A 25,825-nucleotide genomic window follows, 5' to 3' on the forward strand; every position below is an offset into this window, starting at 1 on the left:
GCGCTCCTCCCGTTCCGCCGACCCATCCCGACGACCTTTCCGACGACCCATCACAACGCCACGTTCCACCGACAAAGGAGTCCCATGAAACGCCTGCGCACCCTCGTCCCGCTTGCCGCCGCCGTGCTCGCCCTCACCGGCTGCGCGATGGCCGGGTCGCCCGCATCAGGGCCCGCGAAGCTCGACCCGAACGCCAAGCCCTCCGGCAGCATCACGGTCTGGTCGTGGGACGCCGCCGCGACCGCGCTCAAGCGGCTCGCCGGCGAGTACCAGCAGAAGCACCCCGGCACGACCGTGAAGGTGGTCGACGTCGGCTACGACAACGCCTACGACAAGCTCTCGGTCGGCCTCCAGGCCGGCACCGGCCTCCCGGACGTCGTGACGTTGGAGACCGACCACACACCGGGCTACCTCACCCAGTTCCCGAAGGGCTTCGTCGATCTCACCCCGGTGATCGGCGACAAGAAGGCCGACTTCGACCCGTCCAAGTGGGCGGCGGCCACCGACGCCTCCGGCGCGATCAAGGCCACGCCGTGGGACTCGGGCACCGTCGGCCTCTTCTACCGCTCCGACTACCTGGAGCAGGCCGGCGTCGACCCCGCCTCGCTCGCCACCTGGGACGATCTGGTCGCCGCGGGCGAGAAGATCAAGACCGCGACCGGCCACCCCCTGGTGACGGCGGACGTCGCAACCGGCGGCCTCTTCCAGATGCTCCTGCAGCAGCAGGGCTCCGGCCTGTTCGACGCGAAGGGCCGCATCACGGTCTCCGGGCCGAAGGCTGTCGCCGCGCTCACCCTGGAGAAGGAGCTCAACGACAAGGGCCTCCTGAAGAACGTCAAGGGCTGGGACGCCCGTGTCACGAGCGCCAAGAACGGCGACTCCGCGGTCACCCCGGAGGCCGTCTGGTGGACCGCCACGCTCACCGGCGAGGCGCCGGAGCTGAGCGGGAAGTACGGCGTCACCGAGCTGCCCGCGTTCACGGAAGGCGGCGCGCGCACCTCCAACAACGGCGGCTCGAGTCTCGCGGTACCCGCGCAGGCGAAGAACCCGCAGTTGGCGGCCTCGTTCGTCTCGTTCGCCCTCGCCGACCGCGCCAACCAGGTGTCGATGATGAAGAAGGACGGGCTCTTCCCCGCGTACCTGCCCGCGCTGAAGGACTCCTTCTTCTCGCAGCCCGACCCGTACTTCGGCGGCCAGAAGGTCTACGCGCTGTTCGCCGAGCAGACCGCGAAGATCCCGCCGATCGCCTACACCTCCGACACCGCGAAGGCGACCGACATCGTGGGCGCCGCCGTCGCCGCGTCCGTGCTGGGCGGCAAGGACCCGGCCGCCGCGCTGAAGGACGCCGCGCAGCAGATCGCCACGGCCACCGGCCGTACGATCGCGGGCTGAGCATGGTCGCCGTCGACACGGTCGCCCGGGGTCGCACGGCACGGTCCGCCGGGTCCCGGTCGCTGGGGCGCAGGCTCCAGCGACCGGGCGCCTGGTTCGCCCTGCCCGCCGCGGTCCTTTTCGCCGTCTTCTTCGCCTACCCCCTCGTGATCTCGCTGTGGCAGAGCTTCTTCAGCACGCAGGGCGGCGAGCTGCGCTGGGTCGGCCTCGACCAGTACGTCCGGCTGTTCCGCGACCCGCTCGTCGCCGCGAGCCTCGGGAACGCGTTCCTCATCCTGCTCGTGCAGGTGCCGCTGATGATCGGCATCGCGCTCGGTCTGGCGTACGTGCTCAACCAGACCTGGCTCCGGTTCCGCTCCGGCTTCCGGCTGCTCTACTTCCTGCCGGCCGTGACCACGCTCGTCGCGTACTCGGTGGTGTTCCGCGTGCTGCTCACCACGGACGGCGGCGCCGTCAACCAGCTGCTCGGGCTGTTCGGCGTCGCGCCCGTGGACTGGCTGGACAGCGAGCTCTGGGCGCGCGTGGCGCTCATCGCCTCGATCACCTGGCGGTGGACCGGCTACAACATGGTCATCCTGCTCGCCGGCCTGCAGAGCATCCCGGCCGAGCAATACGAGGCGGCGAGAGTCGACGGGGCGGGACGCTGGACGACCTTCGCCCGGGTGATCGTGCCGCAGCTCCGGCCGGCGATCGTCTTCACCACGGTGACGTCCACGATCGGCGCGCTCCAGCTGTTCGACGAGAACGTCATCCTCACCGGCGGGGGGCCCAACAACGCCACCCTCACGCCCGTGCTCTACCTGTACAAGGTGGGCTTCCAGCAGTTCGACCCCGGCTACGCGTCGGCGATCGCCTGGCTGCTCGTGCTCATCACGGGCGTCATCTCGATCATCCAGTTCCGTCTGCTGAGGGAGAAGAAATGATCCGCGCGCTGCGCCACGTCCCCGTCTACGTCCTGCTCGCCGCCGGCGCCGTCCTGAGCGTGGTGCCGTTCCTCTGGATGCTGACGGCCTCCACGCACACGACCGCCGACCTGTTCGCGCGTCCGCTGCCGATCCTCCCGGGCGGCCGGCTCTGGGCGAACCTGACCCGGTTGCAGGAGCAGACCGGATTCGGTCAGGTGATGCTGAACAGCCTCCTGATCGCGGTGATCTACACCGTGTTCAGCTCGGCCGTGAGCGTGCTCGCCGGCTACGGGCTGGCCAAGTTCCGATTCCGCGGCCGCGGCCTGCTGCTCGCCGTCGTACTCGGGACCATGATGATCCCGATGCAGGTCCTGCTCGTGCCGCTCTTCCAGATGATGGCGAGCCTGGGCTGGATCGACACCTACCAGGCGGTCATCCTGCCGTTCCTGGCCAACGCCTTCGGGATCTTCCTGATGCGCCAGGCGTTCGTCGACTTCCCCGACACGATCGTGGAGGCCGCACGCATCGACGGCGCGGGCGAGCTGCGCACCTTCTACCGGGTCGTCCTGCCGATCGCGCGGCCGCAGCTCGCGGCGCTCGTGATCTACACCTTCGTCAGCCAATGGAACGCGTTCATCTGGCCGCTGCTGATGCTCAACACGGAGGACAAGTACACGATCCCGGTGGCCCTCAATACGATGATCGGGCTCTCGAGGGTCGACTACTCGGGCCTCATGCTGGGCTCGCTGCTCGCCACTCTGCCGCTGCTGGTGATCTTCCTGCTGTTCCAGCGGCAGTTCGTGTCGGGGCTGCTGGGCGGAGCGGTGAAGGGCTGAAGGTCAGGATGCCGCCGGTGTCGCGACGACGGCGGACTCCTCGCCGCGCCCGACCTCGAACGCCGCCGTCGCAGCTCCGTCCGCGACCGCGTAGCCACCCGCGACGCCCTCCACCTGGATCCGGCCGGCGTGGTCGGTGCGCAGTCGCGTCGGCCCCGTCCACCACTCGTCCCGGATCAGCCGATCCAGCACGTCGTAGCCCGGCTTCGGCGAGCCGTCGGCCCGCACGAGCCCGGAGGGAGCGCCCAGCCAGGCGCCGGCGTCCGAGAAGCCCCAGTAGGTGATCGACTCGACCGCGGGATGGCCGAAGAGCGAGCGGTAGTGGCGCTCCAGGTCATCGGCCTGGCGGGCTTCCCCCTCGGGCGTCGTCGGCCACTCCTCGATCCGGTAGTCGTTGAGGTCCTCGATCTCGGGCGGCATCAGGTGGCCGGAGACGAACGTCGTCTCGGTCAGCTGCAGCGGGAGGCCGAACCGGGCGAAGCGGTCGACGATCGACAGGATCTCCTCCTCGCCGCGGTATCCCTGGTGCATGTGGGTCTGCAGGCCGATCGCGTCGATGCTCACTCCCCCGGCCAGCGCCTCATCGATCACGCGCTCGTAGTCCGCCGAGAGGTCGAAGTCGTTGATGACGAGGGTCGCGCCGGGATTCGCGGCGCGCGCCTCCTCGAACGCCAACCGGATCAGGTACTGGCGCCCGCGTGCCGCCGCGAGCGGGGTGATCGCGTTGTCCCCGTTCGCGAAGATCGGCATGATCACGGTCTCGTTGATCGCGTCCCACAGCTGGATGACGTCGGCGAAGCCGGCGACCACGTCGCGCACGTGCTCCCGCAGCAGCCGCTCCACCTCATCGTTCCCGCCGGCCTCCAGCAGCCAGTCGGGCTGCACGGTGTGCCAGACCAGCGGGTGGCCTTTCACCCGCACGCCTTGCTCCACGAGCCAGGCGGCCGTCTCGTGGAGGCGCGTCGCGCGCGTCCGGCCGCGCTCCGGCTCGAAGGTGCCCCAGTAGAACGGGAGGGTCGCCTGGTTGAACAGCCGCAGCCACGGCTCGGCGCCCGCGGTGCCATGCTCGACGAAGTCGAAGCCGATGTTGCCGAACCCGAAGGCGTGCGAGCGCTGCTCGACAGTCACCTCCCGGTTCGCGAGCGGCGAGCCGTCCGGGCCGAGCAGGGTGACGACCGTGCTTCCGGTGCGATGATCGGGTGCGGACGCGGGACGGGTGACGGTCTCCATGCGGCCACGCTACCGGTGCGGAGCGAACGGCCGCGCGGCGTCAGGTCAACCGCTCCCAGTCGATGCCGGCGTCCGCCAGCAGGCGGCGCATCCCGTTCGTCCAGTTCTCCGCCAGCGCGGCCTTCGCGGCCGGGACGTCCCGCTCCACGAGGTGGCGGGCGATCTGCGCGTGCTCCTCGGCCGAGCGCTCCACGAGCACATCGTCGCCCACCAGGAGGCTCTCGTAGCGGTGGATGGCGCTGCGGACCTGGGCGATCTGCTCCAGGAGCTTCCGGTTCGGGCAGGCGCTCAGCATGAGGTTGTGCCACTCGTCGTCCTTGCGGTTGACGACGGCGTGCTGGGCGACGTCGTCCGTGAACGACGCGGCGAGCGCGGCGAGGCGCCGGCCGAGGGCGGCGAGCTCGTCGACCGGGGACAGGTCGAGCGCCAGACCCTCCAGCGTGACGATGATCGGGCAGAGGTCCTCGAACTCCTGGGCGCTGAGCGGGACGAAGCGGAAGCCCTTGCCGTTCTCGCTCTCGATCTGGCCCTCGCTCTCGAGGGCGATCAGGGCCTCCCGGAGCGGGGTGCGGGACACGCCGAGCTCGGCGGCGAGCTGCACCTCGTTGATGCTCTCGCCCGGGCGGACATCCCCGGCGCGCATCCGCGTGAGCAACTCCTCGCGCACCTGGGAACGCAGGTTCTTGCGCTCGATCGCCATGTGACCCTCCCGGCCGGACTCGTGGTCGCCAGCTTAGGGCTTGACCCGTCGCTTCGATCCCTTTAGCGTTACTGTATACAGAATACAGTCGACACCTTCCCGGCACAAGGAATCGACCCCGGAAACGTCAGCACGAACGTAAGAGGAGACCGATGACGATCCCCGCGCCCCGGACCATCCGGCTCGACGCGCTCGCCTACGGCGGCGACTACAACCCCGACCAGTGGACGGAAGACGTCTGGGCCGAGGACGTCCGCCTGATGGTGGAGGCCGGCGTCAACATCGTCACGCTCCCGGTGTTCTCCTGGCCGCTGCTGGAGCCGGAGCCCGGCCGGTGGGACTTCGCGGGCCTCGACAAGATCATCGACCTGCTCTGGGCGAACGGCATCGCCGTCGACCTCGCCACCGCCACCGCGACGCCCCCGGCCTGGCTCATCCGCGAGCACCCGGAGGTGCTGCCCTGCAACGCCGACGGCGTCCGGCTGGAGTTCGGGTCGCGGCAGTCGTACTGCCCGAGCTCTCCCGTGTTCCGCGCAGCCGCCCTCCGGCTCACCCGCGCGCTCGCCGAGCGCTACGGCGACCACCCGGCCCTCGCGCTCTGGCACGTCTCGAACGAGTACGGCGACCACGTCGCGCGCTGCTGGTGCCCGGAGTCCGCGCGGCACTTCCGCCGCTGGCTGCAGGCCCGCTACGGCGACATCGCCGGCCTCAACGAGGCCTGGGGCACGAGCTGCTGGGGCCAGCACTACCTCGACTTCGACCAGATCGAGCCGCCGCGCACCGCGACCGGGCCGATCAACCCGGCGCAGATCGTCGACTTCGAGCGCTTCTCCTCCGACGCCCTCCTCGAGCTGTTCCAGTCCGAGGTCGACGTGCTGCGGGAGGTCACGCCCGAGGTCGCGGTGACCACCAACTTCATGAGCCTGTTCCGCGAGCTCGACTACTGGGACTTCGCCGACGCCGAGGACCTGGTCACCGACGACGCGTACCCCGACCCCGCCGACCCGCACGCACACGTCGGCGCCGCGCTCAACTACGGGCTGATGCGCAGCCTGAAGGACGGCCGGCCCTGGCTGCTGCTGGAGCAGGCGCCGAGCGCGGTGAGCTGGCGCGACGTGAACGTCCCGAAGGCGCCGGGCCAGCTGCGGCTCGGCAGCCTCCAGGCGGTCGCGCACGGATCCGACGGCGTGATGTTCTTCCAGTGGCGGCAGGCGAAGTTCGGGCCCGAGAAGTTCCACTCGGCGATGCTCGGCCACCGCGGCGAGCGCAGCCGCAGCTTCCGGGAGTCCAAGGCGCTCGGTGCGGAGCTGAAGAAGCTGGAGGCCGTGCGCGGCACGCGCGTGCGATCCACTGTCGCCCTCGTCGCCGACTGGGACGCGTGGTGGGGCGTGACCCAGACCGAGTCGATGCCGTCGCAGCGACTGGACTGGCTGACCGAGGCGCGCGCCTGGCACGCCGCCGCGTTCGCGCTCGGGCAGCCGGTGGACGTCGCGCGGGCGGGCGGACCGTTCGGGTCGCACCGGGTCGTGCTCATCCCGAACCTGTACGCGGCGACCGCCGAGCAGGCGGAGGCGCTGACGACGTTCGTCGCGGCAGGCGGCCACCTGGTGGTCGGGCCATTCTCCGGGGTGGTCGACCACCGCGAGCAGGTGCACGACGGCGGGGCGCCCGGACCGCTGCGCGACCTCCTCGGCGTCGAGGTGGACGAGTGGTGGCCGCTCGCCGACGGCGCCCAGCGCACGGTCGAGCTCGGCGGCGTCGTCCACTCGACCCGCGTCTGGGGCGAGTGGATCGAGGCCGCTTCCGGCACGGAGGTCCGCGCCCGGTTCGCCGACGGCGACCTCGCCGGCCTCCCCGCTCTCACCCGCCGCGCGCACGGCGACGGCGCCGCCTGGTACCTCGCGGCCGGGCTGGACGACGCCGGGATGCGCGCCGTCATCGCGGAGGTGTTCGCCGCCGCCGGCGTCGAGGCGCGCGAGCCGGACACCTCCCTCGAGCTCGTCACCCGCACCGACGGCACCACCGACTTCACCTTCGTGCTCAATCACGGCCGGGAGGCGCGGACCGCTCCGCGCATCCCGGGCGGCATCGACCTGCTCACCGGCGCGGCCGCCGGCGACGGCCTGCCGCTGGACGCGTTCGGCGTCGCCGTGATCCAGCACCCGACCCGTTCCGACAGCGAGAGGCAAGCATGACCCACCCCTTCGTCCATCCCTATGTGCCGAACACGGCGCCCGAGTCGCGTCAGGCCATGCTCGACGCGGTCGGCGCTGCGAGCGTCGAGGAGTTCTACGCCGACGTCCCGGCCGACCTGCGGCTCGGCCGCGACCTCGACCTCCCGGAGCCGCTGATCGCGGAGCAGGATCTCGTCCGCCACGTCGGCGGGCTGCTGCGCCGCAACCGCGCGGTGGAGCCCGGCCGCCTGTTCCTCGGCGCTGGCACGTACAACCACGCGGTGCCCGCCGTCGTCGACGAGGTCATCAACCGGAGCGAGTTCCTCACCGCGTACGCGGGCGAGCCGTACGAGGACCACGGCCGTTTCCAGGCGCTGTTCCAGTACCAGTCGCTGATGGGCGAGCTGCTGAACCTCGACGTCGTGAACGTACCCACCTATGACGGTTACCAGGCGGCGGCGACCGCGCTCGCGATGGCGACGCGGATCACCGGTCGCCGCGGCATCCTGCTGGTCAGCGACACGCACCCGGACAAGCTGTCGAAGGTGCGGGACTACCTGCTCCCGGTCGCGGACCTGACGATCGTCCCGACCGTCGACGGCGTGGCCGACGTCGCAGCGGCCTCCGCGCTCGTCGGGCCGGACACCGCGGCCGTCTGGGTCGAGACGCCCAGCTTCCACGGCGCACTGGAGACCGCGATCCGCGAGCTCGCGTCCGCCGCCCATGACGCGGGCGCGCTGCTCGTCGCCGGCACCGATCCGATCACCCTCGGCGTGCTCGCCTCCCCGGCCGACCTCGGCGCCGACATCGTGCACGGCGACATCCAATCGCTCGGCCTGCACCCCTGGTTCGGCGGCGCGCACGGCGGGTTCATCGCCGTCCGCGACGACACCCGGTTCGTGATGGAGATGCCGTCGCGGCTCTTCGGGCTGGAGTCCACCGACGTCCCCGGCGAGTACGGGTTCGGCGATGTGGCCTACGACCGCACCTCGTTCGCCGTGCGCGAGGAAGGCAAGGAGTGGGTCGGCACCGCGGCCGCGCTGTGGGGCATCGCTGCCGGCGTGTACCTCGCCCTGATGGGGCCGCAGGGGATGGCGGAACTCGGCGACGCCCTCATGTCGCGGACAGCATATGCCCGTCAGGCGCTCACCGCGCTGCCCGGCGTGGCGGCGGCAGACGGCGCCATCCACTTCCGCGAGTTCGTGCTCGATCTGAGCGCGGCCTCCCTCACCGCGCCGGAGCTCGTGGCCGCGCTCCGTGCCCGCGGCTTCGAGCCGGGCCTCGCCCTGGATGATATGCACCTCCTGGTATGCGTCACCGAGCAGAACACCCAGACCGACATCGACGACCTCGCCGCCACGTTCGGCGCCGCCCTGAAGGAGAACGCACGATGACGCTCCCCGTCGCCCCCAAGCCCGCCCTGCGTCGCTTCCACCAGGCCCGTTGGGACGAGCCGATCGTCTTCGAGCTGCACACGCCGGGCGAGCGCGGCGTGATCCCGTCGCGCACCGAGGACGGCGTGCGCGCCGCCGTGGGCGATGTGGTCGCCGAGCTGCCGGCCTCGCTGCGCCGCACCTCCGCGCCGGCGCTCCCAGAGCTCGGGCAGCTGCGGGTGCTCAAGCACTACCTCCGGCTCAGCCAGGAGAACCTCGGCGCCGACCTCAACGTCGACGTTGGCCAGGGCACCTGCACCATGAAGTACGCACCGAAGGTCAACGAGGCGATCATCCGCACGCCCGACCTCACAGAACTCCACCCGCTGCAGGATCCCGAGTCGGCACAGGGCGTCCTGGAGATCGTCTGGCGCACCGAGCGGATGCTCGCGGAGGTCTCCGGGATGAGCCGCGTCTCGCTCCAGACGAGCGGAGGGTCGGAGGCGATCTGGGCGAACATCTCGATGATCCGCGCCTACCACGCCTCACGCGGCGAGTCGGAGCAGCGCGACGAGGTGATCACCACGATCTTCTCGCACCCGTCCAACGCCGCCGCGGCGAAGATGGCCGGCTACAAGGTGATCACGATCTTCCCTGACGCCGACGGCTATCCCGACGTGGAGGCGCTGCGCGCGGCCCTCTCCGAGCGCACGGCCGCGATCATGGTCACCAACCCCGAGGACACCGGCATCTACAACCCGCGGATCCGCGAGTGGGTGGAGCTGGCGCACTCGGTCGGCGCGCTGGCCTCCTACGACCAGGCCAACGCGAACGGCATCCTCGGCATCACCCGCGCCCGCGACGCCGGCTTCGACGTGTGCCACTTCAACCTGCACAAGACGTTCGGCACCCCGCACGGCTGCGGCGGCCCCGGGTCCGGCGCCAACGCGGTGTCGGAGGCGCTGGCGCCGTTCCTGCCCGGCCCGGTGGTCGAGAAGGTCGACGGCCGCTACGTGCTCGACGCCGACCGCCCGCAGTCGATCGGCTCGGTCGCGCCCTTCTACGGCGTCATCCCGAACATCGTGCGGACCTACGCGTGGCTCCGCGCGCTCGGCGCCCCCGGCCTGCGCGCCGTGGCGGAGACCGCCGTGCTGAACAACAACTACCTGATGAAGCTCGTCCTCGACATCCCCGGAACCAGTGCTCCGTACGCGACCGGCCGGCGCCGCATCGAGCAGGTGCGTTACTCCTGGCAGGAGCTGTTCGAGGAAACCGGCATCAGCTCGGAGGAGATCGGCATCCGGGCGAGCGACTTCGGGATGCACTACTGGACCAGCCACCACCCGTACGTGGTGCCGCAGCCGTTCACGCTGGAGCCGACCGAGTCGTACTCGAAGGCCGAGCTGGAGGAGTACGCGCGCGTGCTCGCCGAGGTGGCCAGGGAGGCGCGGGAGACCCCGGAGGTCGTCCGCACCGCGCCGCACAACCAGACCGTGCACCACACCCACCACGACGACCTGGACGACCCGGAGCGCTGGGCCGTGACCTGGCGCGCGTATCGGCGGAAGCATTTCGGGGAGACCGCCGTGCAGCCGTCCGAGGACGTCCTGGAAGCAGTCGTGTGACGATCGGGCTCATCGTGAACCCGGTCGCGGGCCTTGGCGGCCCGGCGGGGCTCGCCGGCAGCGACGGCGCCGCGGTGCAGCGTGAGGCGCTGCGCCGCGGCGGCCACCGCCGCGCCGGCGAACGGGCGGTGGAGGCGCTGCAGGTGCTCGCGCGCGCGTGGCCGGAAGTATCGGTGCTGACCGCCGCCGGCCCGCTGGGAGAGGACGCGGTTCGGGAGGCCGGACTCATGCCGCGGGTGGCATATACGCCGGCGGACGTCGCGGTATCGCCTGCCACGACCGCGGACGACACCGCCCGCGCCGCGGCGGCCCTCCGCGACGCGGGGGCCACCCTGATCCTGTTCGCCGGCGGCGACGGCACCGCCAGGGATGTCGCCCGGGGGCTGCCGCAGTCCCCCGCCGTCCCCATCCTCGGCATCCCCGCCGGCGTGAAGATGTATTCCGCCTGCTTCGCCGTCGGCCCCGCCGCGGCCGGCGCACTCGCCGCCGACTGGCTCCGCTCCCCGCTCCCCACCACCGTTGCCGAGGTGCTCGACCTCGACGAGGAACTCCTGCGCGCCGGGCGCCCCGACCCGCGCCTGTTCGCGCTCGTCCCGGTCCCCGTCGCGGCCGGACGCACGCAGGCGCGCAAGGCCGCCACCCCCGCCGGCTCCCGGGAGGCGGTCCGCCGCGCCGCAGCCGGCGCCGTCGACCGGATGCGGTCCGGTGTCCGCTACCTGATCGGCCCCGGTGGGACCACCGCCGAGCTCGGCCGCCTGCTCGGACTCGACACGTCCCCACTCGGCGTGGACGTCGTCACCATCGACGCCGACCGGGACGCCCGCCTCCTCGCCCGCGACGTCACCGAGCAGCAGGCGTTCGACGCCGTGCGGGATCAGGACGCCCAAGCGATCGTCACCGTGATCGGCGGCCAGGGCTTCCTGCTCGGCCGCGGCAACCAGCAGCTGTCGGCGCGCGTCGTCGCAGCGCTGGGCGCCGATCCCCTGCTCGTGGTCGCCACGGAGCAGAAGCTCATCGACCTCGCCGGCCGGCCGCTCCTGGTCGACACCGGCGACCCGGCTCTCGACCTGCGGCTGGCCGGTCACGTCCGCGTGACCACCGGCCCCGGCAGCGCGAGCCTCTACCCTGTCAGTGCCGCGTCAGCGGCCCCCACCGAAGGAGTACCCGAATGCGTCTAGCCGGCAAGTCCGCCATCGTCACCGGAGGAGCGGGCGGCATCGGCCGCGCGACCTCCCTCGCCTTCGCGGCCGAGGGCGCGCGCGTCGCCGTCGTCGACCTGCAGCAGGAGGCCGCCGAGGCCGTCGCGGCCGACATCCGCGCCGCCGGCGGCGAAGCGATCGCCCTCGGCGCCGACGTGTCCGCCGAGGCCGACGTGGAGCGCGTGGTCGCCGCGGTGGTGGAGGCCTTCGGAGGCGTGGACATCTCGTTCAACAACGCGGGCATCATCCGCCGCACCACCGCGGTCGAGACGACCGTCGAGGAGTGGGACCGCGTCTTCGGCGTCAACGTCCGCGGCGTCTTCCTGATGTGCAAGCACGTCGTCCCGGTCATGGCCGCGGCCGGCGCAGGCTCCATCATCAACACCGGAAGCGGCTGGGGCCTGAAGGGCGGCGGCCAGGCCATCTCCTATTGCGCGTCCAAGGGCGCCGTCGTCAACATGACCCGCGCCCTCGCCATCGACCACGGCCCGCAGGGCATCCGTGTCAACTCGATCAACCCGGGGGACGTGAACACCGGGATGCTCCGCGACGAGGCGCGCCAGCTCGGCCAGGAGACCGGTTCGTTCCTCGCGGAGGCCGCCGACCGCCCGCTGCGCCGGATGGGCGAGCCCAGCGAGATCGCGGCTGCGGTCGTGTGGCTCGCAAGCGACGAGTCCTCCTACGTCACCGGCACCGCCCTCGTCGCCGACGGCGGAGGCATCGCGTAGTCGTCACCGGGCGACGATTCGTGCCGAATCTCCCGAAAGCCGGCTGGTTTCGGGGGATTCGGCACGAATGTTGGTGCAGGGTGGAGGGGTGGAAGGCGCGGACATCGACCTGGCGTACATCCCGCCCGGCGCGGTGCAGCTGCACGACGCGCGGCTGAAGCGGCGCTGGACGGTCGAGTTGGAGTCGTTCGAGATCGGCGTCTACCCGGTGACCGAGGAGCAGGTCGCCGAGCTGATCGGCGAGCCGGCCGCGCATCCCCGCCGCCCCGCGACCGGCGTGAGCTGGCTGCGCGCCGTCCGGTTCTGCAACGCGGCGTCGGAGTGGGAGGGCCTCGACCCGGCCTACTCGTTCGACGGCGAGGAGGTCACCTGGCACGTCGACTCCGACGGCTACCGCCTCCCCACGGAGGCGGAGTGGGAGTACGCCTGCCGCGCCGGGTCGACCGGCCCGCACTACGGACCGCTGGCGGACGTCGCCTGGACCAGCGCCGACGGCCTGCGGGCGCCGCACGACGTGGGCGCACGGCTGCCCAACCTGAACGGCCTGTTCGACACGCTCGGGAACGTCTGGGAGTGGTGCTGGGACTACCTCGACCCGGCCCGCTACGACGACTACCGGGTGTTCCGCGGCGGCGGCTTCGCCGACGACGCCTGGAGCGTGCGCGCGTCGGTGCGGCGTGGCGGCTCGCCGCGGACGCAGCACGAGGACCTCGGCTTCCGCGTCGCACGGGGAGGCTTCGACGCCGAAGGCGCCGCGCAGGGCTGGTCGGCGGAGGCCGATCGCGAGCGGGCCGCGCTGGAGTTCCCGCTCCCGCCGGGCTGGACGCCGCGGCGCTGACACCGGTCAGGGCGCGCTCAGAGCCCGAGGGATCTCTTGATCAGGGTTTCGGCGTCCTCCGGCCCGACCGCAGGCGCCGTCGCCTCCAGATTCGCCTCGCCGACCGCCTTGACGACCTCGTCGCGCTGGATGCGGATCCCCCGCGGAGCGTCGATGCCGACGCGCACGCCGTCGCCGCGGACGTCGAGGATCGTGACGACGATGTCGTCCCCGATGAGCACGCGCTCGCCGACCTTCCGCGTCAATACCAGCATTGATCCAGCCTATCGGGCGCTCGACGCCTCGCCCACTCCCCCGTCCGGCCGGCTCGCCGGGTCAGCGCAACCGCGCCGGCCGTACCCGCACGGGAGCGAGCCAGGCCGCGACAATGACGGCGGTGATCGACCCGGCCGCCATGATCGCCGCCAGCACCACCACTTGGAAGCGTCCCGCCTCCAGGGGCGAGACGCCACCGAAGATCGCGCCGACGAACGCACCGGGCAGCGTGACGAGCCCCGTCGTCTTGGTCTGGTCGACGGACGGGATCAGCGCCGAGTACACCGCTCCCCTCGCCTGCTCCAGCGTCGACTGCCGGGGTGTCGCGCCCAGGGCCAGCCAGCCCTCCACCTCGTCCCAGTGGTCGTCGACCGCCTCCGTGAACCGCCGTCCTGCGAGGGTCGCGATGCTCATCGAGTTGCCGATGACGATCCCGCCGATGGCGAGCGCGTACCGGGACGAGAACGTGATCGCGCCGGTCAGGAAGACCACCGAGAAGGCGACCACAACACCGGTGAGCATCGCCGTCGCCATCATGAGCGCGTGCTCGCGGGACCAGCCGATGCGGTGCGTCGCGGTCGACGCCGCGACGCCGAACATCACGAGGAGGGCCAGGGCGACCCAGAGCGGATTCGTGATGACGCCGGCGAGCACCACGCTGATGATCGCGAGCTGAGCGGCCCCGCGGAGGATCGCCAGGGCGGGCGCCCACCGGTGGGGCACGTGGTACGCGGTCAGTACGGCGGTCGCCAGCAGCGCGAGCACGGCGACCCCGAGGAGGGTGGGTGCGAGCTCGGCGAAAATGGGCACGCCCCACCCTATTCCGGGAGTGTTTCGCACATGATCATCCACAGGGTTTCACACCGTGTGAATTACGAGGATGTAGTTTCGAAGCTCTCTTCGAATTCTCGAGAACGAGATCGAAAATGCTGATCAGCAGCTAAATCATCCTGAGAGGCAATCTGAGAGCCCTCTAAACTCGGGCGTGTCCTCCACATCCGAGGGCAGTTGTTCCACCCGTTTTCAACAGAGTTATCCACAGGTGGAGAAACTCAGCGGTCCGCCCACCCCACCGGTACCCCCAAAAAGGAGGTCGAGTCGGGCGTGGTCGTGTACGCGACCCCGATCGCGGCGATGGCGTCGACACCGCCTCCCGCCTCCGCGACGAGGTTTGCCCAGACCCGGGTGTCCTCGGGCTTGCGGGTGACGTCGACGGCGATCCAGACCTGGTCCGGGACCACGTCGTGCAGGATGCCCGCGTAGCGCGCCGCGTCGGCGGGCGCCTCCCCGACGCCGATCGCGACGATGGTCGAGCCGTTGCGCCGCACCCCGTCCGCCCGCGCCTGCAACGCCTCGCGGCGGCCGCCGACGTGACGCGAGCCGGTGCGCCCGACCGTCCCGGCCACGGCGACCTCGATCGCGGGGGTGGCCAGGGCCATCGCCTTCGCGACGGTCAGCGCGTCCTCCCGGAGACCGAACACGAACACGAGATCCCCGGGATTGGTCGCGAGCCGCGGCGCCGGCCGGCTCGGCTCCTCGAAGCGTTCCGGCTGCCGGGCGGGGGAGGGGACGGGAACGGGATCGAGGACGATGGTGGTGGGCTCGACCGGGGCGGCCAGGTAGCGGTTCGCCACGAGCGCTTCGGGGTCGGTCTCGGCGATGATCTCCTCCATGACCTCCTCGAACTGCGAGGAGGCGCTCGCGTGCTGGAAGCGGACCTCCTGCTCGTCGGCGTCGGCCAGGAGACCGGCGATGACGTCGGACGGCGCGAGCTCGTGGAGGTCCTTCTTCGGACGCCAGGCGTTATGAGGCCAGAGTCGGGGTGACAATTCGAATTACTCCGATCGTTTCGATGGGCGCCGGGGACGTGGTGGCCTCGTTGTAGGACAGGACGGGGAGGGCGGGCGCCTGCGCGGCGATGAGCCGGCGGACGGCGGGGCGCAGCTGGGGCGCGCAGACGAGCACCGCCCCCTCGTGCTCGGTGGCGGCGGACCGGACCTCGGTCAGGACCTGCTCCAGCACCGGGGGATCGAGGACGAGCTGCGAGCCGTACTCGGTCTGGCGCTGGCCCTCCAGCATGGCCTGCTCCAGCATCGGCTCGAGGGTGATGACGCGCAGGGTGCCGTCGTCCACGTAAGGGTTGGAGAGCGCGGCGCCGAGCGCCAGCCGAGCCGCCTCGATCAAGCCCTCCGGATCGAGCGAGACCTTCGCCCGGAGGGTGAGCGCCTCGTAGATGCGCGCGAGGTCGTTGATCGGCACGCGCTCGGCGAGGAGTCCCTGCAGCACGCGCTGGACTTCCGCGAGGCTGAGGAGCGCCGGCACCAGCTCCTCGACCGCGGAGGGGTTCACCCGCTTGACGCCCTCGGTGAGCACGCGCACGTCCTCCCGGGACAGCAGCCGGGCGGCATTGGCGGTGACCGCCGACGAGAGGTGCGTGACCACGACGGAGACGCGGTCGATGACGGTGGCGCCCGACATCTCGGCGCTGTGCCGCAGCTCGGCCGCGATCCACTTGGCGGGGAGGCCGAAGACCGGCTCGATCGTGTCGACTCCCGCGAGCGCGCTGAGGTCGTCGCCGAGCGCGAGCACCTTGCCGCGCGGCGCCTGGCCGCGGCCGACCTCCACGCCGGCGACGGTGATGGCGTAGGTGGAGGAGGGCAGCTCGCCGTTGTCGCGGGTGCGCACCGGCGGGACGACGATGCCGAGCTCGATCGCCAGCTTGCGCCGCAGCGCGCGCACGCGACCGAGCAGGTCGTCCGAGCCTCCGGACACGATGTCGATCAGGTCGGTGGCGAGCTGGATCTCCAGCGGGTGCACCCGCATGTGCTCCAGGAGGTCGTCGGTCGTGTCGCTCGCGCCCGTCGTCTTCTCCGCGACCGCCTTCGCCCGTTCCTCGGCCGCAGCCTTCGCCGCGCGCGCCTTGATCCGCTGCGACGCCCAGAACAGGAGGCCGCCGACGGCGAGGAACGGGATCATCGGCATGCCCGGGATGAGCGAGAGTGCGATCGCGGCCGCGGCGGAGATCGCCAGCGCGACCCGCGACTGCGCGAGCTGCGCGCCGGCCGTCGACCCCATGTCGGAGTCCGCGCCCGATCGCGTGACGATCATGCCGGTGGACACCGCCATGAGCAGCGCGGGGATCTGCGCCGTGAGCCCGTCGCCGATGGTGAGCAGCGTGTACTTGTTCAGAGCGTCGGTGATCTGCATGCCGTTCTGCAGCATCCCGATGCCGATGCCGCCGATCACGTTGATGACGATGATGAGGATGCCCGCGATCGCATCGCCCTTGACGAACTTGGAAGCGCCGTCCATCGCGCCGTAGAAGTCCGACTCGGCGGCGACCTCGGCCCGGCGCTCCCTGGCCTGGGCGTTGGTGATCAGCCCCGCGTTGAGGTCGGCGTCGATCGCCATCTGCTTGCCGGGCATCGCGTCGAGCGTGAATCGGGCGCCGACCTCGGCGACGCGCTCGGCGCCCTTCGTGATGACCACGAACTGGATGACGACCAGGATCAGGAAGACGACGGCGCCGATGATGATGTTGCCGCCGACCGCGACGTTGCCGAAGGTCTCGATGACCTGACCGGCGTAGCCCTGGCCGAGCACGAGCCGGGTGGAGGCGACGTTGAGGCCCAGCCGGAACAGGGTGGCGATGAGCAGCAGCGAGGGGAACACCGAGAAGTCGAGCGGCTTGCGGGCGAACATCGTGGTCAGCAGCACGACGAGGGCGAAGGCGATGTTGACGACGATGAGCGTGTCGAGCAGCCACGCCGGGATGGAGACGACGAGCAGGAGCACGATGCCGACGACGCCGACCGGCACGGCGAGCAGCGACAGGTTCTTGTTCTTCACGAGTGGACCAGCCTCCTGCTGTCGAGGGGAGTGCGCGCCCGCTGCGCCGCGGGCAGGGTGTGGATGTCGGTGAGCGAGCCGCCGCGCCGCTTCAAGGCCATCACGAAGGCCAGCACGTGCGCGACCGGCGTGAAGAATTCGGCCGGGATCTCCTGGCCCAGGTCGCAGGCTCCGTGCAGGGCGCGCGCGAGCGGCACGTCGGAGACCATCGGCACGCCCTTCGCCAGGGCCTCCTCGCGGATGCGTGCCGCGATCAGGTCCGCGCCCTTCGCGACCACCTTGGGCGCCGACGCGCCCGGCTCGTACTTCAGCGCGACGGCGACGTGGGTCGGGTTCACCAGCACGACGCTCGCGTCCGCGACGGCGGCGATCATGCGATTGCGGCTCATCGCGAGCTGACGACTGCGCCGCTGACCGCGGATCATCGGGTCGCCCTCGGCGCTCTTGTGCTCGTCCTTGACCTCGCGCTTGGTCATCCGGGTCGCCGTGCGGTTGCGCCGCAGCACCACGACGAGGTCGATGGCGGCGAAGAGCAGGCCGCCGCCGATCGCGAGCTGGAGCAGCGAGCCCAGCGAGCCCTGCGCGGCCGCGACCAGCGCGGGGACGGAGAGCCCGCCGGTCTTGAGCACGAGCGGGATCAGTCCCTGCACGACCACGTACAGCCCGATCCCGACGAGCGCGGCCTTCCCGAGGGTCTTCGCCAGCTCCCACGCGCTGCGCGCGCCGAACATGTTGCGGATGCCCTTCAGCAGGTCGAACTGCTCGAAGTGCGGCTTCAGCTTCTTGAGGTGGATGCCGCCCTGGGCGGCCGTGGCTGCGACGATCGTCAGGGCGACGACCACGAGGAGCGGCCACACCGTGCCGATGACCGACAGGAGCCCCGTGCCCAGCGCGGCGAGCGCGCTCGCGGGTGTCGGATCGCGGATGATGTCGCGGAACGCGAAGATCTGCGACTCGGCCGCCTGCTGCGCGCTGCCGATGACCATCGGGATGAGCGCCGTCGCGACCCCGATCGACAGCCACGCGGGGAGGTCGCGGGCCTTCTGCAGGCGTCCCTTCGAGCGCACCGACTTGAGATGCTTCTCGGTGGCCTGCTCGGTGCGCTCCTGTGCGGACATCAGGGACCCCCGATCGCGTGGACGGCCTGCCCGGCGATCGCCTGCACGATCATCGGGAGGGCGACGATCCCGATCGCGCACAGCACGACGGCGAGGAGGATCAGCGCGGGCGGCCCGAGCGAGTACGCGTTGAGAGCGGGCGCGACCCGGGAGAGCAGGCCGAGCGCTGCGTTCGCGACGAAGAGCACGGCCATGATCGGCCCGGCGATCTGCAGCGCGGCGAGCAGCATCTGCGTGACGGAGCCGGTGAGGGTCTGCGTGATCGACCTCCAGTCGACCGACATCGTCAGCGGGATCGCCGTGAACGAGCGCACCAGCCCGCCGAGGACGAGCTGGTAGCCGTCGCTGACGAACAGCAGCGCCAGCGCCGTCATCTGGAACAGTCGCGAGAACTGGGCGGCGTTGATGTCCGCCGCGGGGTCGTACTGCTGCGCCGCCTGCAGGCCGCTGGAGAAGTCCAGCAGCGAACCGGCGGACTCGATGGCGGTAAACACGAGGTAGACCAGGAAGCCGAGCACGGCGCCGGTCGCAGCCTCGCCGACGAAGTCGAGCAGAAACTGGCCGGTCGAGCCGGGGGAGTAGTGCTGGGCGGCCTGCGGAGCGACCACGAGTCCGAGCAGGACGGCGAGCATCCCTTTGATCTGCAGCGGGAACGCCTGGTACGAGAACGGCGGCGCGATCAGCACGAACAGCAGGATGCGCACCGAGACCAGCGCGGTGGCCTCGATGGCGCTCAGGTCGACGGGGATGTTCATCGTCAGCCTCCCAACAGTGTCGGGATCTGCTGGAACAGGTACTGCGTGAAGGTCACGAGCTGCTCGATCATCCAGTTGCCGCACACGATCAGTGCGATGGAGACGCCGACCGCCTTCGGCACGAACGAGAGGGTGACCTCCTGGATCTGGGTGATCGACTGGATGAGCGAGACCGCGAAGCCGATGGCGAGCGCGGTCAGCACCATGGGCGCGGCGAGCTGCGCCATCAGCAGGAGGGCCTGCGTGGCGATCTTGAGGACGGCGCTGGAGTTCATGCTCGGCCCCCTACTTGTAGCTCGCGACGAGGGACTGGATGATCAGGCCCCAGCCGTCCACGAGGACGAAGAGCAGGATCTTGAACGGCAGCGACACCATCACCGGCGGCAGCATCATCATGCCGAGCGACATCAGTCCGGCCGAGACCACGAGGTCGATCACCAGGAACGGCACGTAGATCACGAAGCCGATGATGAAGGCCGCCCGCAGCTCCGAGATCACGAACGCCGGCACCAGGGTGGTCAGCGGGACGGCGTGCAGGTTCGCCGGGTTGGCCCGGCCCGCGGCGCGGGTCATCAGCGCGATGTCCTCCTGCCGGGTGTGCGCGCCGAGGAAGGCTCTCAGCGGCGCCTCCGCGGCCTGGAGGGCGCCGCCGAAGTCGAGGTGCCCGGCGAGATAGGGCTGGACGGCGTGCACGTTGATGTCGGTGAGGGTGGGCGCCATGATGAACAGGCTCAGGAACAGCGCGAGCCCGGCGAGCACCTGGTTCGGCGGCACGGACTGGAGGCCGAGGGCGTTGCGGGCCATCGAGAGCACCACGAACACCTTGGTGAACGACGAGACCATGACGAGCAGCCCCGGCGCGACGGAGATGAGCGTCACGCCCAGCAGGGTGACGATGGTGTCGGCGGGCGTGCCGTTGATCCCGTTGATCGAGATGGTGGGGCCGCCGGAGCCGCCCGCGGGACCCGACGGGCCGATCGGCGGCGCGGGCGAGGGGGAGGGCGTCGGCGCCGCGTGCGCGCTGCCCGCGGTGAGCAGCACAATGCCGGCCACGGCGGCAAGGACGAGGAGCGCGAGGACGATGAGGCGCGCGGAGCTGGGGCGTGCGCCCGTGAGCGCCGCCGTGCTCACCGCGGAGTCCGGAGGGACTGGGCCGCCCTCCGCCAGGTGTCGGGGGAGGTGATGGCCTGCGCGAAGGTCGGTGCGGGAAGCGGGAGCGGCACGGGGGAGGCGACCGGCCTCGGTGCGGGGGCGGGGTCCGCGTCCGTGTCCGCGTCGTCGGCCTCCGCAAGACCGTCCTGCTCGCTCGCCTCCTCGGCCGCGAGGGCGTCTGCGAAGGTGTCCAGTGCGCGTGACTTGAGCACGACGACCGAGCTGTCGGTCACGCCGAGCACGAAGTGGGTGCCGTCCGCCTCCACCATCACGACCCGCGACTTGCCGCCGAGCGACTGCCGGCCGAGGACGGTGATGGGTCGCTTGGCCCTCTTCCGGCTCCACTTCGCGCTCCGGCGCTGCACGAACCAGATCAGTCCGATGATGAGCGCGAGGGAGACGGCGACGCGGAGCGCGGTGAAGAGGGTGTCCACGGGTCAGACCAGGGCGTCGGCGGTGTCGAGGATCTGGGTGACGCGCACCGCGTAGTCCTGGTCGACGACGACGATCTCGCCGTGCGCGATCAGGCGGCCGTTGAGCAGGATGTCCGCGGGGGATCCCGCGGAGCGGTCGAGCTCGATCACGGTGCCGGGTTCGACCGCGAGCACGTCGCGCACCGACATGCGGGTCCGGCCGATCTCGACGGTGAGCGCCATCTCGACATTGGAGATGCGGCCGAGGCGGCCGGCGACGTCCGCCGAGGTCCCGGAAGGCACGGTGCGGACGGCCTCGCCGCGGATGACGAACCAGGCGACCTCCTGCCCCGACCGGTCGGTCACGGCGAAGCGGTGGGAGGCCGCGTCGGCGAAGAGGTGCGTGGCGTCCTCGATCCGTGCGTCGCCGAGCACGCCGGAGCCGAGGAGCTCGGCCGCGGCCGCCAGGGTGGGCTGGAGGACGTCGGCGAGTCCGACCCCGAGCTGGCCGCCGGTCTCGGCGAGGACCACCTCCGGGTCGCGGACGGCGAGCGCGAGCTCGGCGGACGGGGAGCCGATGAAGGTCACGACGACCGCACTCGCGGCGGTCGCCGGCAGGTCGTCGGATTCGGCGGCGGAGACGGTCAGCTCGCCTATGCCCAAGGGGGCATGCGTCAGCGTCTGCGCGGCAGCAGCATATGCGTTCTGGGGCATCAGTCGTTCTCCATCAGTGGTTCTCCATCAGTTGTTGTCCTCAGCAGTGGTGACGACGACGGCGAGGCGGGATCCCGCGGCGCCGATGGCGGCGGTGCCCACCGGCTCCCCGCCGGCGGCGACCTGAATCGGCCGGCTGACCGGATGCGGCAGGCGGATGACGTCGCCCACCGCCAGTCCGAGCACCGACGTGGGGGTGACGTTCGCCGACGCGAACCGGGCGCTCACCTCTACCGGCACCTGCGCGAGCTGCGCGTGCAAGAGCTGCTTGGCGTTGTCGACCTGCACAGTCGGGTTGGTCTCGCCCAGCCGCTCCAGGAGGATCCGGGCGGGCAGGGCGATCGTGGCCTCCGCGACGTCCTCGCCGACGCGGGCGGCGAAGCGCGCCACGATCATCAGCTCGCTGGTGGGCGCGGCCTGGGCGAACTGCGAGTTGTACTGGATCGCGTCGATCCGCACCGAGTTGGTGAACAGCGGGCCGAGCGAATACTGGAGGTCCTCGAGCGCGTCGTTCATCAGCCCGACGACCAGGGCGTGCTCGATCGGGGTGAACGTGCGGTCGAGGAGCGGGAGCGGGCGGTTGCCGCCGAGCATCGCGTTCACCCAGCGCAGCGCCGCTCCGGTGGGGAACTGGATGACGCCGCGCGAGTCCACGTCGCTGATCGAGCAGAGCACCATCGCCGTACTGGAGGGCAGGCCCGCCGCGTACTCGTCGTACGTGTGCATCGTGACCGCCTCGCAGGTCACCTGCGAGAGCACGCGCACCTTCGCGGTGAGTTGCGTGCCCCACTGCCGCGCGAAGGTCGCGAAGGCGAGCTCCAGCACGCGGGAGTGCTCCCGGGCCAGCGTGGTCGGGCGGCGGAAGTCGTACGGCCGCACCTCGCGCTCGGCCGGCTGCGTCATGGTCTGGCTCATCGGCCTGCTCCCTTCCCCGCGACGATCCCCGGGATCAGGTCGCGCGCCTCCTGCGGCAGCGCCGACCGGACGACGATGTCGACGCGGCGGTCCTGGGCCAGCTGCGCCGCGTCCGAACCGGTGGCCGTCGCCGTGGCCGAGCCGTCGCTGACCGCGTAGATCCGCGTCGCCTGGATGCCCGAGATGTCGGTGAGCCGGCGGAGCACCGAGATGGCGCGCGCGGCGGCGAGGTCCCAGTTGGTGGCGTAGGGCGGACCGGCCGGCCGGGTGTCGGCGTGCCCCTCGACCGAGATCGTGTACGACGTCGGGTACAGGACCGGCCCGACGTTGTCGATGATCTGGACCGCCAGCGGGGTGAGCGTCGCAAGGTTGGAGTCGAAGAACGCGTTCCCGCCGATGAGGCCGATGGTCAGCCCCCGGGCGTCGATCGTGTACGAGACCGAGCCCTGGAGGCCCTGAGCGGTCAGGCGGGCGTTGATCGCCGCCTCGATGGCGCGGAGGTCGGCGACCTCGATCTTGGCGGCTTCGAGCGGCGACATCGGCGGGGTGGTCGACGCCGACGACGGCACAGGGGTCGGCGCGGCGTCCTTGGCCGCGACGATCACGCCCTTGGCCGTGTCGACCTTCTGGCTGACCACCTGGCCGAAGCCGGTCTGGAGCGAGTTCTTCAGCTCGTTGAACTTGTGCGCGTCGATCGAGGACATCGAGAACAGGACGATGAACGTGCACATCAGCACGGTGACCATGTCCATGTAGGAGGCCATCCAGCGCTCGTCGTTGGCGTGGCCCTCGCCGTGCCCGTCCGCGGCCGGCCTGCGACGGACCCGGCTCACGGCCCGACCGCGGGCGCCGCCCCGGAGACCGGGGCGGACGCGTCGTTCTTGGCTTTGCTGCGCTTCGGCTTGGGGCTGTACGGGACCATCGCGGTCAGCCGCTCCGAGAGCGCGCGCGAGGAGGTGCCGGACTGGATGGCGAGCACGCCCTCCACGACGATCTGCCGCCGCTCGGCCTCCAGTTCGGCGAGCCGGCGCATGCGCGTGCCCAGGGGGAGCCAGATGAAGTTGGCGGAGAGCAGACCCCAGAGGGTGGCCACGAACGCACTGGCGATCATCGGCCCGAGCTTGTCGGGGGTGGAGAGGTTGCCGAGCACGTGGGTGAGCGAGACGACCGTCCCGACGATGCCGATGGTCGGCGCGTAGCCGCCGAGGGCCGCGAAGAACGAGGAGGACACGCGGGTCGCCTTCGACCATGTCGCGATCTGGTCCTCGAGCAGGATGCGCAGGTCCTCGGAGTCGGCGCCGTCGGCCACGCCCTGCAGGGCGCTGGCCAGGAACGGGTCGTCGACCTCCTCCGCCGACGACTCCAGCGAGAGCAGGCCGCGCTGGCGGGCCACGTCGGAGAGGTCGAGGAGCGTGGCCACCGTCCCGGCGAAGTCCGGCTTCTTGCCCTTGATCGCTCCGGGGATCGCCTTGAAGGAGTCGATGGCGTCTTTCAGCGTCGCGCCCGCCACCCCGACGGAGATGGTGGCGCCGAGGACGAAGACGACCGGACCGATGAGAAGGAGCGCGGTTGGGCTCTCGCCCTCGATCAGCACCATCGTCAACAGCGAGCCGAAGGCGGCGATGATGCCGATGATCATTGCGAGATCCATGCTCAGCTCCCTTCGCCCGAGTCGGCCGGCCGTCGCAGCCGGTATGCGCGTTCGAGCACCTCCGCGCGGTAGCCGGTGATGCGGTCGATGACCTCCGCCATCGTCTCGGTCACCACGTAGCGCACGCCGTCGACCATCGTCAGGGTGGTGTCGGGGTCGGCGTTGATGCGCTCGATGAGGTCCGGGTTCACGGCGAACGGCACGTGGTTCAGCCTGGTCACCGTGATCATGAGGACTCCGCAGAGAGGGGAAGGGATCGAACGCCTCCGTGCCGGAGGTGCTCGCCTTCCCCTATCGGCAGGCCGGACGATTCCGTTAGCTCTGATCCACCGGGTTACTCGGGATCATCGCGTCTTCAGCTGGAGGAGCTCCTGCAGCACGTCGTCGGAGGTGGTGATCACCCGGGAGGAGGCCTGGAAGGCGCGCTGCGCCACGATGAGGTTGGTGAACTCCCGCGCCAGGTCGACGTTGGATCCCTCGATCGCGCCGCTCGTCATCGTGCCGAGGCTGCCGCTGCCCGCCGTGCCCACCTGGGGGAGCCCGGAGTTCGGGGTGGCGATGAAGTTGGAGTTGCCGGCCTTCTGGAGGCCGCCCGGGTTGGTGAAGTTGGCGAGGGCGACGCGGCCGACGGCCTGCTTCTCGCCGTTGGAGAACGCGCCCATGATCGTGCCGTCGCTCTCGATCGAGAACGACTGCAGCGATCCGGCGGAGGTCCCGTTCTGCGAAGCGAAGTTGACCCCGCCCGAGCCCGCGAAGCCGGTGATCTTCGACATGTCGACGGTGACGCCGCCGACGGTGAGGGTCTGGCCGCTGGTCATCGCGCCGTTCAGGAAGGTGATCGGGCCGGTGGCGGTGTTGCCCGTGCTATCCGTCATCGTGACGCTCCAGCCTGCGGGAGAGCCCGCGGTGGTGCGGGTGAAGGTCGCGCTGAGGCTGCGCTGCGTGCCGGTGGCGTCGTAGACGGTCACCTGGCTGTTGACGGTGGAGCCGACGGCCGCGTCGTCGGCCAGGTTGCCGGTCATCGCCGCGTTCGAGGTCGCGCGCGCAGCGGACAGGCCGGTGGTCGACAGAGTGAGGTTGGACACCGGGGCGGACGAGTTGACGACGCCGTTGGTCGCAGACCAGCCCTGCACGATCGCGCCGTCCGGGCTGACCAGGTTGCCCGAGGCGTCGGTGGTGAACGCGCCGGAGCGCGTGTACTGGGTCTGGCCGCCGTTGTTGACGATGAAGAAGCCGTCGCCGTTGATCATCAGGTTGGTGCCGACGCCGGTGGTCTGCGCCGCGCCCTCGGTGAAGTTGGTCGCGGTCGCGGCGACCCGGACGCCGAGGCCGACCTGGGCAGGCGACTGGCCGCCCTGGTTGCCCTGCGGAGCCGAGGCCGTCCCGATCATCTGGGAGAGGGTGTCCTCGAACTCCACGGAGGAGGACTTGTAGCCGGTGGTGTTGACGTTGGCGATGTTGTTGCCGACGACGTCGAGCATGGTCTGCTGCGCCTGGAGGCCCGAGACGCCGGAGTCGAGAGAACGAAGCATGGAAGTGTGCCTTTCGGTGGTTGGGGACTAGGCCGCCGGAGTCTGCTGGACGCCGAGGATGCCGGAGAGGGGGAAGGTGCCGCCATTGACGGACACGGTCGGGGTCGTTCCCGAGAACGAGACGCCGGTGACGACGCCCGTCTGAGGCTTCCCCGCGAGGTCGTTGTAGCTGACGGTCTTGCCGATGAGGTCGGCGGCCGCGGTCTGCATCTGCAGGTTGAGGGCGGTGTTGCTGCTGGAGCCGATCGCGGTCATCTGCTGCATCATCCCGAGCTGCGTGGTCTGCTGGACCATCGCCGCCGAGTCCATCGGCGAGCTGGGGTCCTGGTTCTTGAGCTGCGTCACCAGGAGCTGCATGAAATCGTCCGCGGTCAACGACTGGTGCGGCGTCCGCGTGGGCTGCGACGACCAGAGCGAGGTGGTCGAGGCGGCGGTGGGGTCGGTCGAGATGGGCGTGACCATGTGTTCTCC

General features: G+C 70.9%; 27 protein-coding genes. 9 read left to right on the forward strand and 18 right to left on the reverse strand.

Features of this window, described 5'->3' with window-relative positions; genetic code table 11:
• Nucleotides 1–84: 84 nt before the first annotated feature.
• From AC1ROW_RS10925 to AC1ROW_RS10935, 3 genes are read left to right on the forward strand one after another with little or no spacing between them, the layout of a single operon-like run.
• A complete protein-coding gene (locus AC1ROW_RS10925; protein ID WP_493018911.1) occupies nt 85–1,392 on the forward strand; it encodes an ABC transporter substrate-binding protein in 1,308 nt (435 codons plus the stop codon).
• A gap of 2 nt (nt 1,393–1,394) precedes the next feature.
• A complete protein-coding gene (locus AC1ROW_RS10930) occupies nt 1,395–2,315 on the forward strand; it encodes a carbohydrate ABC transporter permease (RefSeq protein WP_493018912.1) in 921 nt (306 codons plus the stop codon).
• Nucleotides 2,312–3,133: a carbohydrate ABC transporter permease gene (locus AC1ROW_RS10935; protein ID WP_493018913.1), complete on the forward strand. Its 822-nt coding sequence runs from the start codon at nt 2,312–2,314 to the stop codon at nt 3,131–3,133. The genes AC1ROW_RS10930 and AC1ROW_RS10935 overlap by 4 nt, the downstream gene beginning before the upstream one ends.
• Before the next feature lie 3 nt (nt 3,134–3,136).
• Here the strand turns inward: AC1ROW_RS10935 and AC1ROW_RS10940 are convergent, their stop codons facing one another.
• Nucleotides 3,137–4,363, reverse strand: a complete 1,227-nt coding sequence (locus AC1ROW_RS10940; protein WP_493018914.1) for an endo-1,4-beta-xylanase — start codon at nt 4,361–4,363, stop codon at nt 3,137–3,139.
• 40 nt (nt 4,364–4,403) lie between these two features.
• Nucleotides 4,404–5,063: a GntR family transcriptional regulator gene (locus tag AC1ROW_RS10945; protein ID WP_493018915.1), complete on the reverse strand. Its 660-nt coding sequence runs from the start codon at nt 5,061–5,063 to the stop codon at nt 4,404–4,406.
• Nucleotides 5,064–5,215: 152 nt separating this feature from the next.
• Here AC1ROW_RS10945 and AC1ROW_RS10950 point away from each other — a divergent pair, with 152 nt between their 5' ends.
• The 6 genes from AC1ROW_RS10950 (at nt 5,216) to AC1ROW_RS10975 (ending at nt 13,000) form a co-directional block, all read left to right on the forward strand.
• A complete protein-coding gene (locus tag AC1ROW_RS10950) occupies nt 5,216–7,258 on the forward strand; it encodes a beta-galactosidase (RefSeq protein WP_493018916.1) in 2,043 nt (680 codons plus the stop codon).
• Nucleotides 7,255–8,631: an aminomethyl-transferring glycine dehydrogenase subunit GcvPA gene (gene gcvPA / locus AC1ROW_RS10955; protein WP_493018917.1), complete on the forward strand. Its 1,377-nt coding sequence runs from the start codon at nt 7,255–7,257 to the stop codon at nt 8,629–8,631. Before AC1ROW_RS10950 ends, gcvPA begins: the two co-directional genes overlap by 4 nt.
• A complete protein-coding gene (gcvPB, locus tag AC1ROW_RS10960) occupies nt 8,628–10,235 on the forward strand; it encodes an aminomethyl-transferring glycine dehydrogenase subunit GcvPB (RefSeq protein ID WP_493018918.1) in 1,608 nt (535 codons plus the stop codon). Before gcvPA ends, gcvPB begins: the two co-directional genes overlap by 4 nt.
• A complete protein-coding gene (locus tag AC1ROW_RS10965; protein WP_493018919.1) occupies nt 10,232–11,413 on the forward strand; it encodes an ATP-NAD kinase family protein in 1,182 nt (393 codons plus the stop codon). Before gcvPB ends, AC1ROW_RS10965 begins: the two co-directional genes overlap by 4 nt.
• Nucleotides 11,404–12,162, forward strand: coding sequence for an SDR family NAD(P)-dependent oxidoreductase (locus AC1ROW_RS10970; RefSeq protein WP_493018920.1), 759 nt, complete (start codon nt 11,404–11,406; stop codon nt 12,160–12,162). The genes AC1ROW_RS10965 and AC1ROW_RS10970 overlap by 10 nt, the downstream gene beginning before the upstream one ends.
• A gap of 88 nt (nt 12,163–12,250) precedes the next feature.
• Nucleotides 12,251–13,000, forward strand: coding sequence for a formylglycine-generating enzyme family protein (locus AC1ROW_RS10975; RefSeq protein ID WP_493018921.1), 750 nt, complete (start codon nt 12,251–12,253; stop codon nt 12,998–13,000).
• A gap of 17 nt (nt 13,001–13,017) precedes the next feature.
• Here the strand turns inward: AC1ROW_RS10975 and csrA are convergent, their stop codons facing one another.
• The 16 genes from csrA to AC1ROW_RS11055 form a co-directional block, all read right to left on the reverse strand.
• Nucleotides 13,018–13,254: a carbon storage regulator CsrA gene (csrA, locus tag AC1ROW_RS10980; RefSeq protein ID WP_493018922.1), complete on the reverse strand. Its 237-nt coding sequence runs from the start codon at nt 13,252–13,254 to the stop codon at nt 13,018–13,020.
• A 61-nt stretch (nt 13,255–13,315) separates the two neighbouring features.
• Complete coding sequence (locus AC1ROW_RS10985; RefSeq protein ID WP_493018923.1) at nt 13,316–14,065, reverse strand: ABC transporter permease; 750 nt, start codon at nt 14,063–14,065, stop codon at nt 13,316–13,318.
• A 242-nt stretch (nt 14,066–14,307) separates the two neighbouring features.
• A complete protein-coding gene (locus AC1ROW_RS10990) occupies nt 14,308–15,084 on the reverse strand; it encodes a hypothetical protein (RefSeq protein ID WP_493018924.1) in 777 nt (258 codons plus the stop codon).
• A complete protein-coding gene (locus AC1ROW_RS10995; RefSeq protein WP_493018925.1) occupies nt 15,059–17,104 on the reverse strand; it encodes a flagellar biosynthesis protein FlhA in 2,046 nt (681 codons plus the stop codon). Before AC1ROW_RS10995 ends, AC1ROW_RS10990 begins: the two co-directional genes overlap by 26 nt.
• Complete coding sequence (locus AC1ROW_RS11000; protein ID WP_493018926.1) at nt 17,101–18,222, reverse strand: EscU/YscU/HrcU family type III secretion system export apparatus switch protein; 1,122 nt, start codon at nt 18,220–18,222, stop codon at nt 17,101–17,103. The genes AC1ROW_RS10995 and AC1ROW_RS11000 overlap by 4 nt, the downstream gene beginning before the upstream one ends.
• Complete coding sequence (locus AC1ROW_RS11005) at nt 18,222–18,977, reverse strand: flagellar biosynthetic protein FliR (RefSeq protein ID WP_493018927.1); 756 nt, start codon at nt 18,975–18,977, stop codon at nt 18,222–18,224. Before AC1ROW_RS11005 ends, AC1ROW_RS11000 begins: the two co-directional genes overlap by 1 nt.
• Before the next feature lie 2 nt (nt 18,978–18,979).
• Nucleotides 18,980–19,252, reverse strand: coding sequence for a flagellar biosynthetic protein FliQ (locus AC1ROW_RS11010; protein WP_493018928.1), 273 nt, complete (start codon nt 19,250–19,252; stop codon nt 18,980–18,982).
• 10 nt (nt 19,253–19,262) lie between these two features.
• Nucleotides 19,263–20,108 (reverse strand): flagellar type III secretion system pore protein FliP, encoded by an 846-nt coding sequence (gene fliP / locus AC1ROW_RS11015; protein WP_493018929.1) that lies wholly within the window; start codon nt 20,106–20,108, stop codon nt 19,263–19,265.
• Complete coding sequence (locus AC1ROW_RS11020) at nt 20,105–20,563, reverse strand: FliO/MopB family protein (protein ID WP_493018930.1); 459 nt, start codon at nt 20,561–20,563, stop codon at nt 20,105–20,107. The genes fliP and AC1ROW_RS11020 overlap by 4 nt, the downstream gene beginning before the upstream one ends.
• A 3-nt stretch (nt 20,564–20,566) precedes the next feature.
• A complete protein-coding gene (fliN, locus tag AC1ROW_RS11025) occupies nt 20,567–21,256 on the reverse strand; it encodes a flagellar motor switch protein FliN (protein WP_493018931.1) in 690 nt (229 codons plus the stop codon).
• Between the two features lie 27 nt (nt 21,257–21,283).
• Complete coding sequence (locus tag AC1ROW_RS11030; RefSeq protein WP_493018932.1) at nt 21,284–22,171, reverse strand: flagellar motor switch protein FliM; 888 nt, start codon at nt 22,169–22,171, stop codon at nt 21,284–21,286.
• A complete protein-coding gene (locus tag AC1ROW_RS11035) occupies nt 22,168–23,004 on the reverse strand; it encodes an OmpA/MotB family protein (protein WP_493018933.1) in 837 nt (278 codons plus the stop codon). The genes AC1ROW_RS11030 and AC1ROW_RS11035 overlap by 4 nt, the downstream gene beginning before the upstream one ends.
• A complete protein-coding gene (locus AC1ROW_RS11040) occupies nt 23,001–23,822 on the reverse strand; it encodes a motility protein A (protein WP_493018934.1) in 822 nt (273 codons plus the stop codon). Before AC1ROW_RS11040 ends, AC1ROW_RS11035 begins: the two co-directional genes overlap by 4 nt.
• Before the next feature lie 2 nt (nt 23,823–23,824).
• Complete coding sequence (locus AC1ROW_RS11045; RefSeq protein ID WP_493018935.1) at nt 23,825–24,052, reverse strand: flagellar FlbD family protein; 228 nt, start codon at nt 24,050–24,052, stop codon at nt 23,825–23,827.
• Nucleotides 24,053–24,166: 114 nt separating this feature from the next.
• The gene (locus AC1ROW_RS11050) at nt 24,167–25,354 is read right to left on the reverse strand and encodes a flagellar hook protein FlgE (protein ID WP_493018936.1); all 1,188 of its coding nucleotides are present in this window, start codon (nt 25,352–25,354) and stop codon (nt 24,167–24,169) included.
• 27 nt (nt 25,355–25,381) lie between these two features.
• Complete coding sequence (locus tag AC1ROW_RS11055) at nt 25,382–25,816, reverse strand: flagellar hook capping FlgD N-terminal domain-containing protein (RefSeq protein WP_493018937.1); 435 nt, start codon at nt 25,814–25,816, stop codon at nt 25,382–25,384.
• Nucleotides 25,817–25,825 lie beyond the last annotated feature (9 nt).

It is taken from the genome of Leifsonia sp. GW821-FHT13C09, from assembly GCF_058806435.1.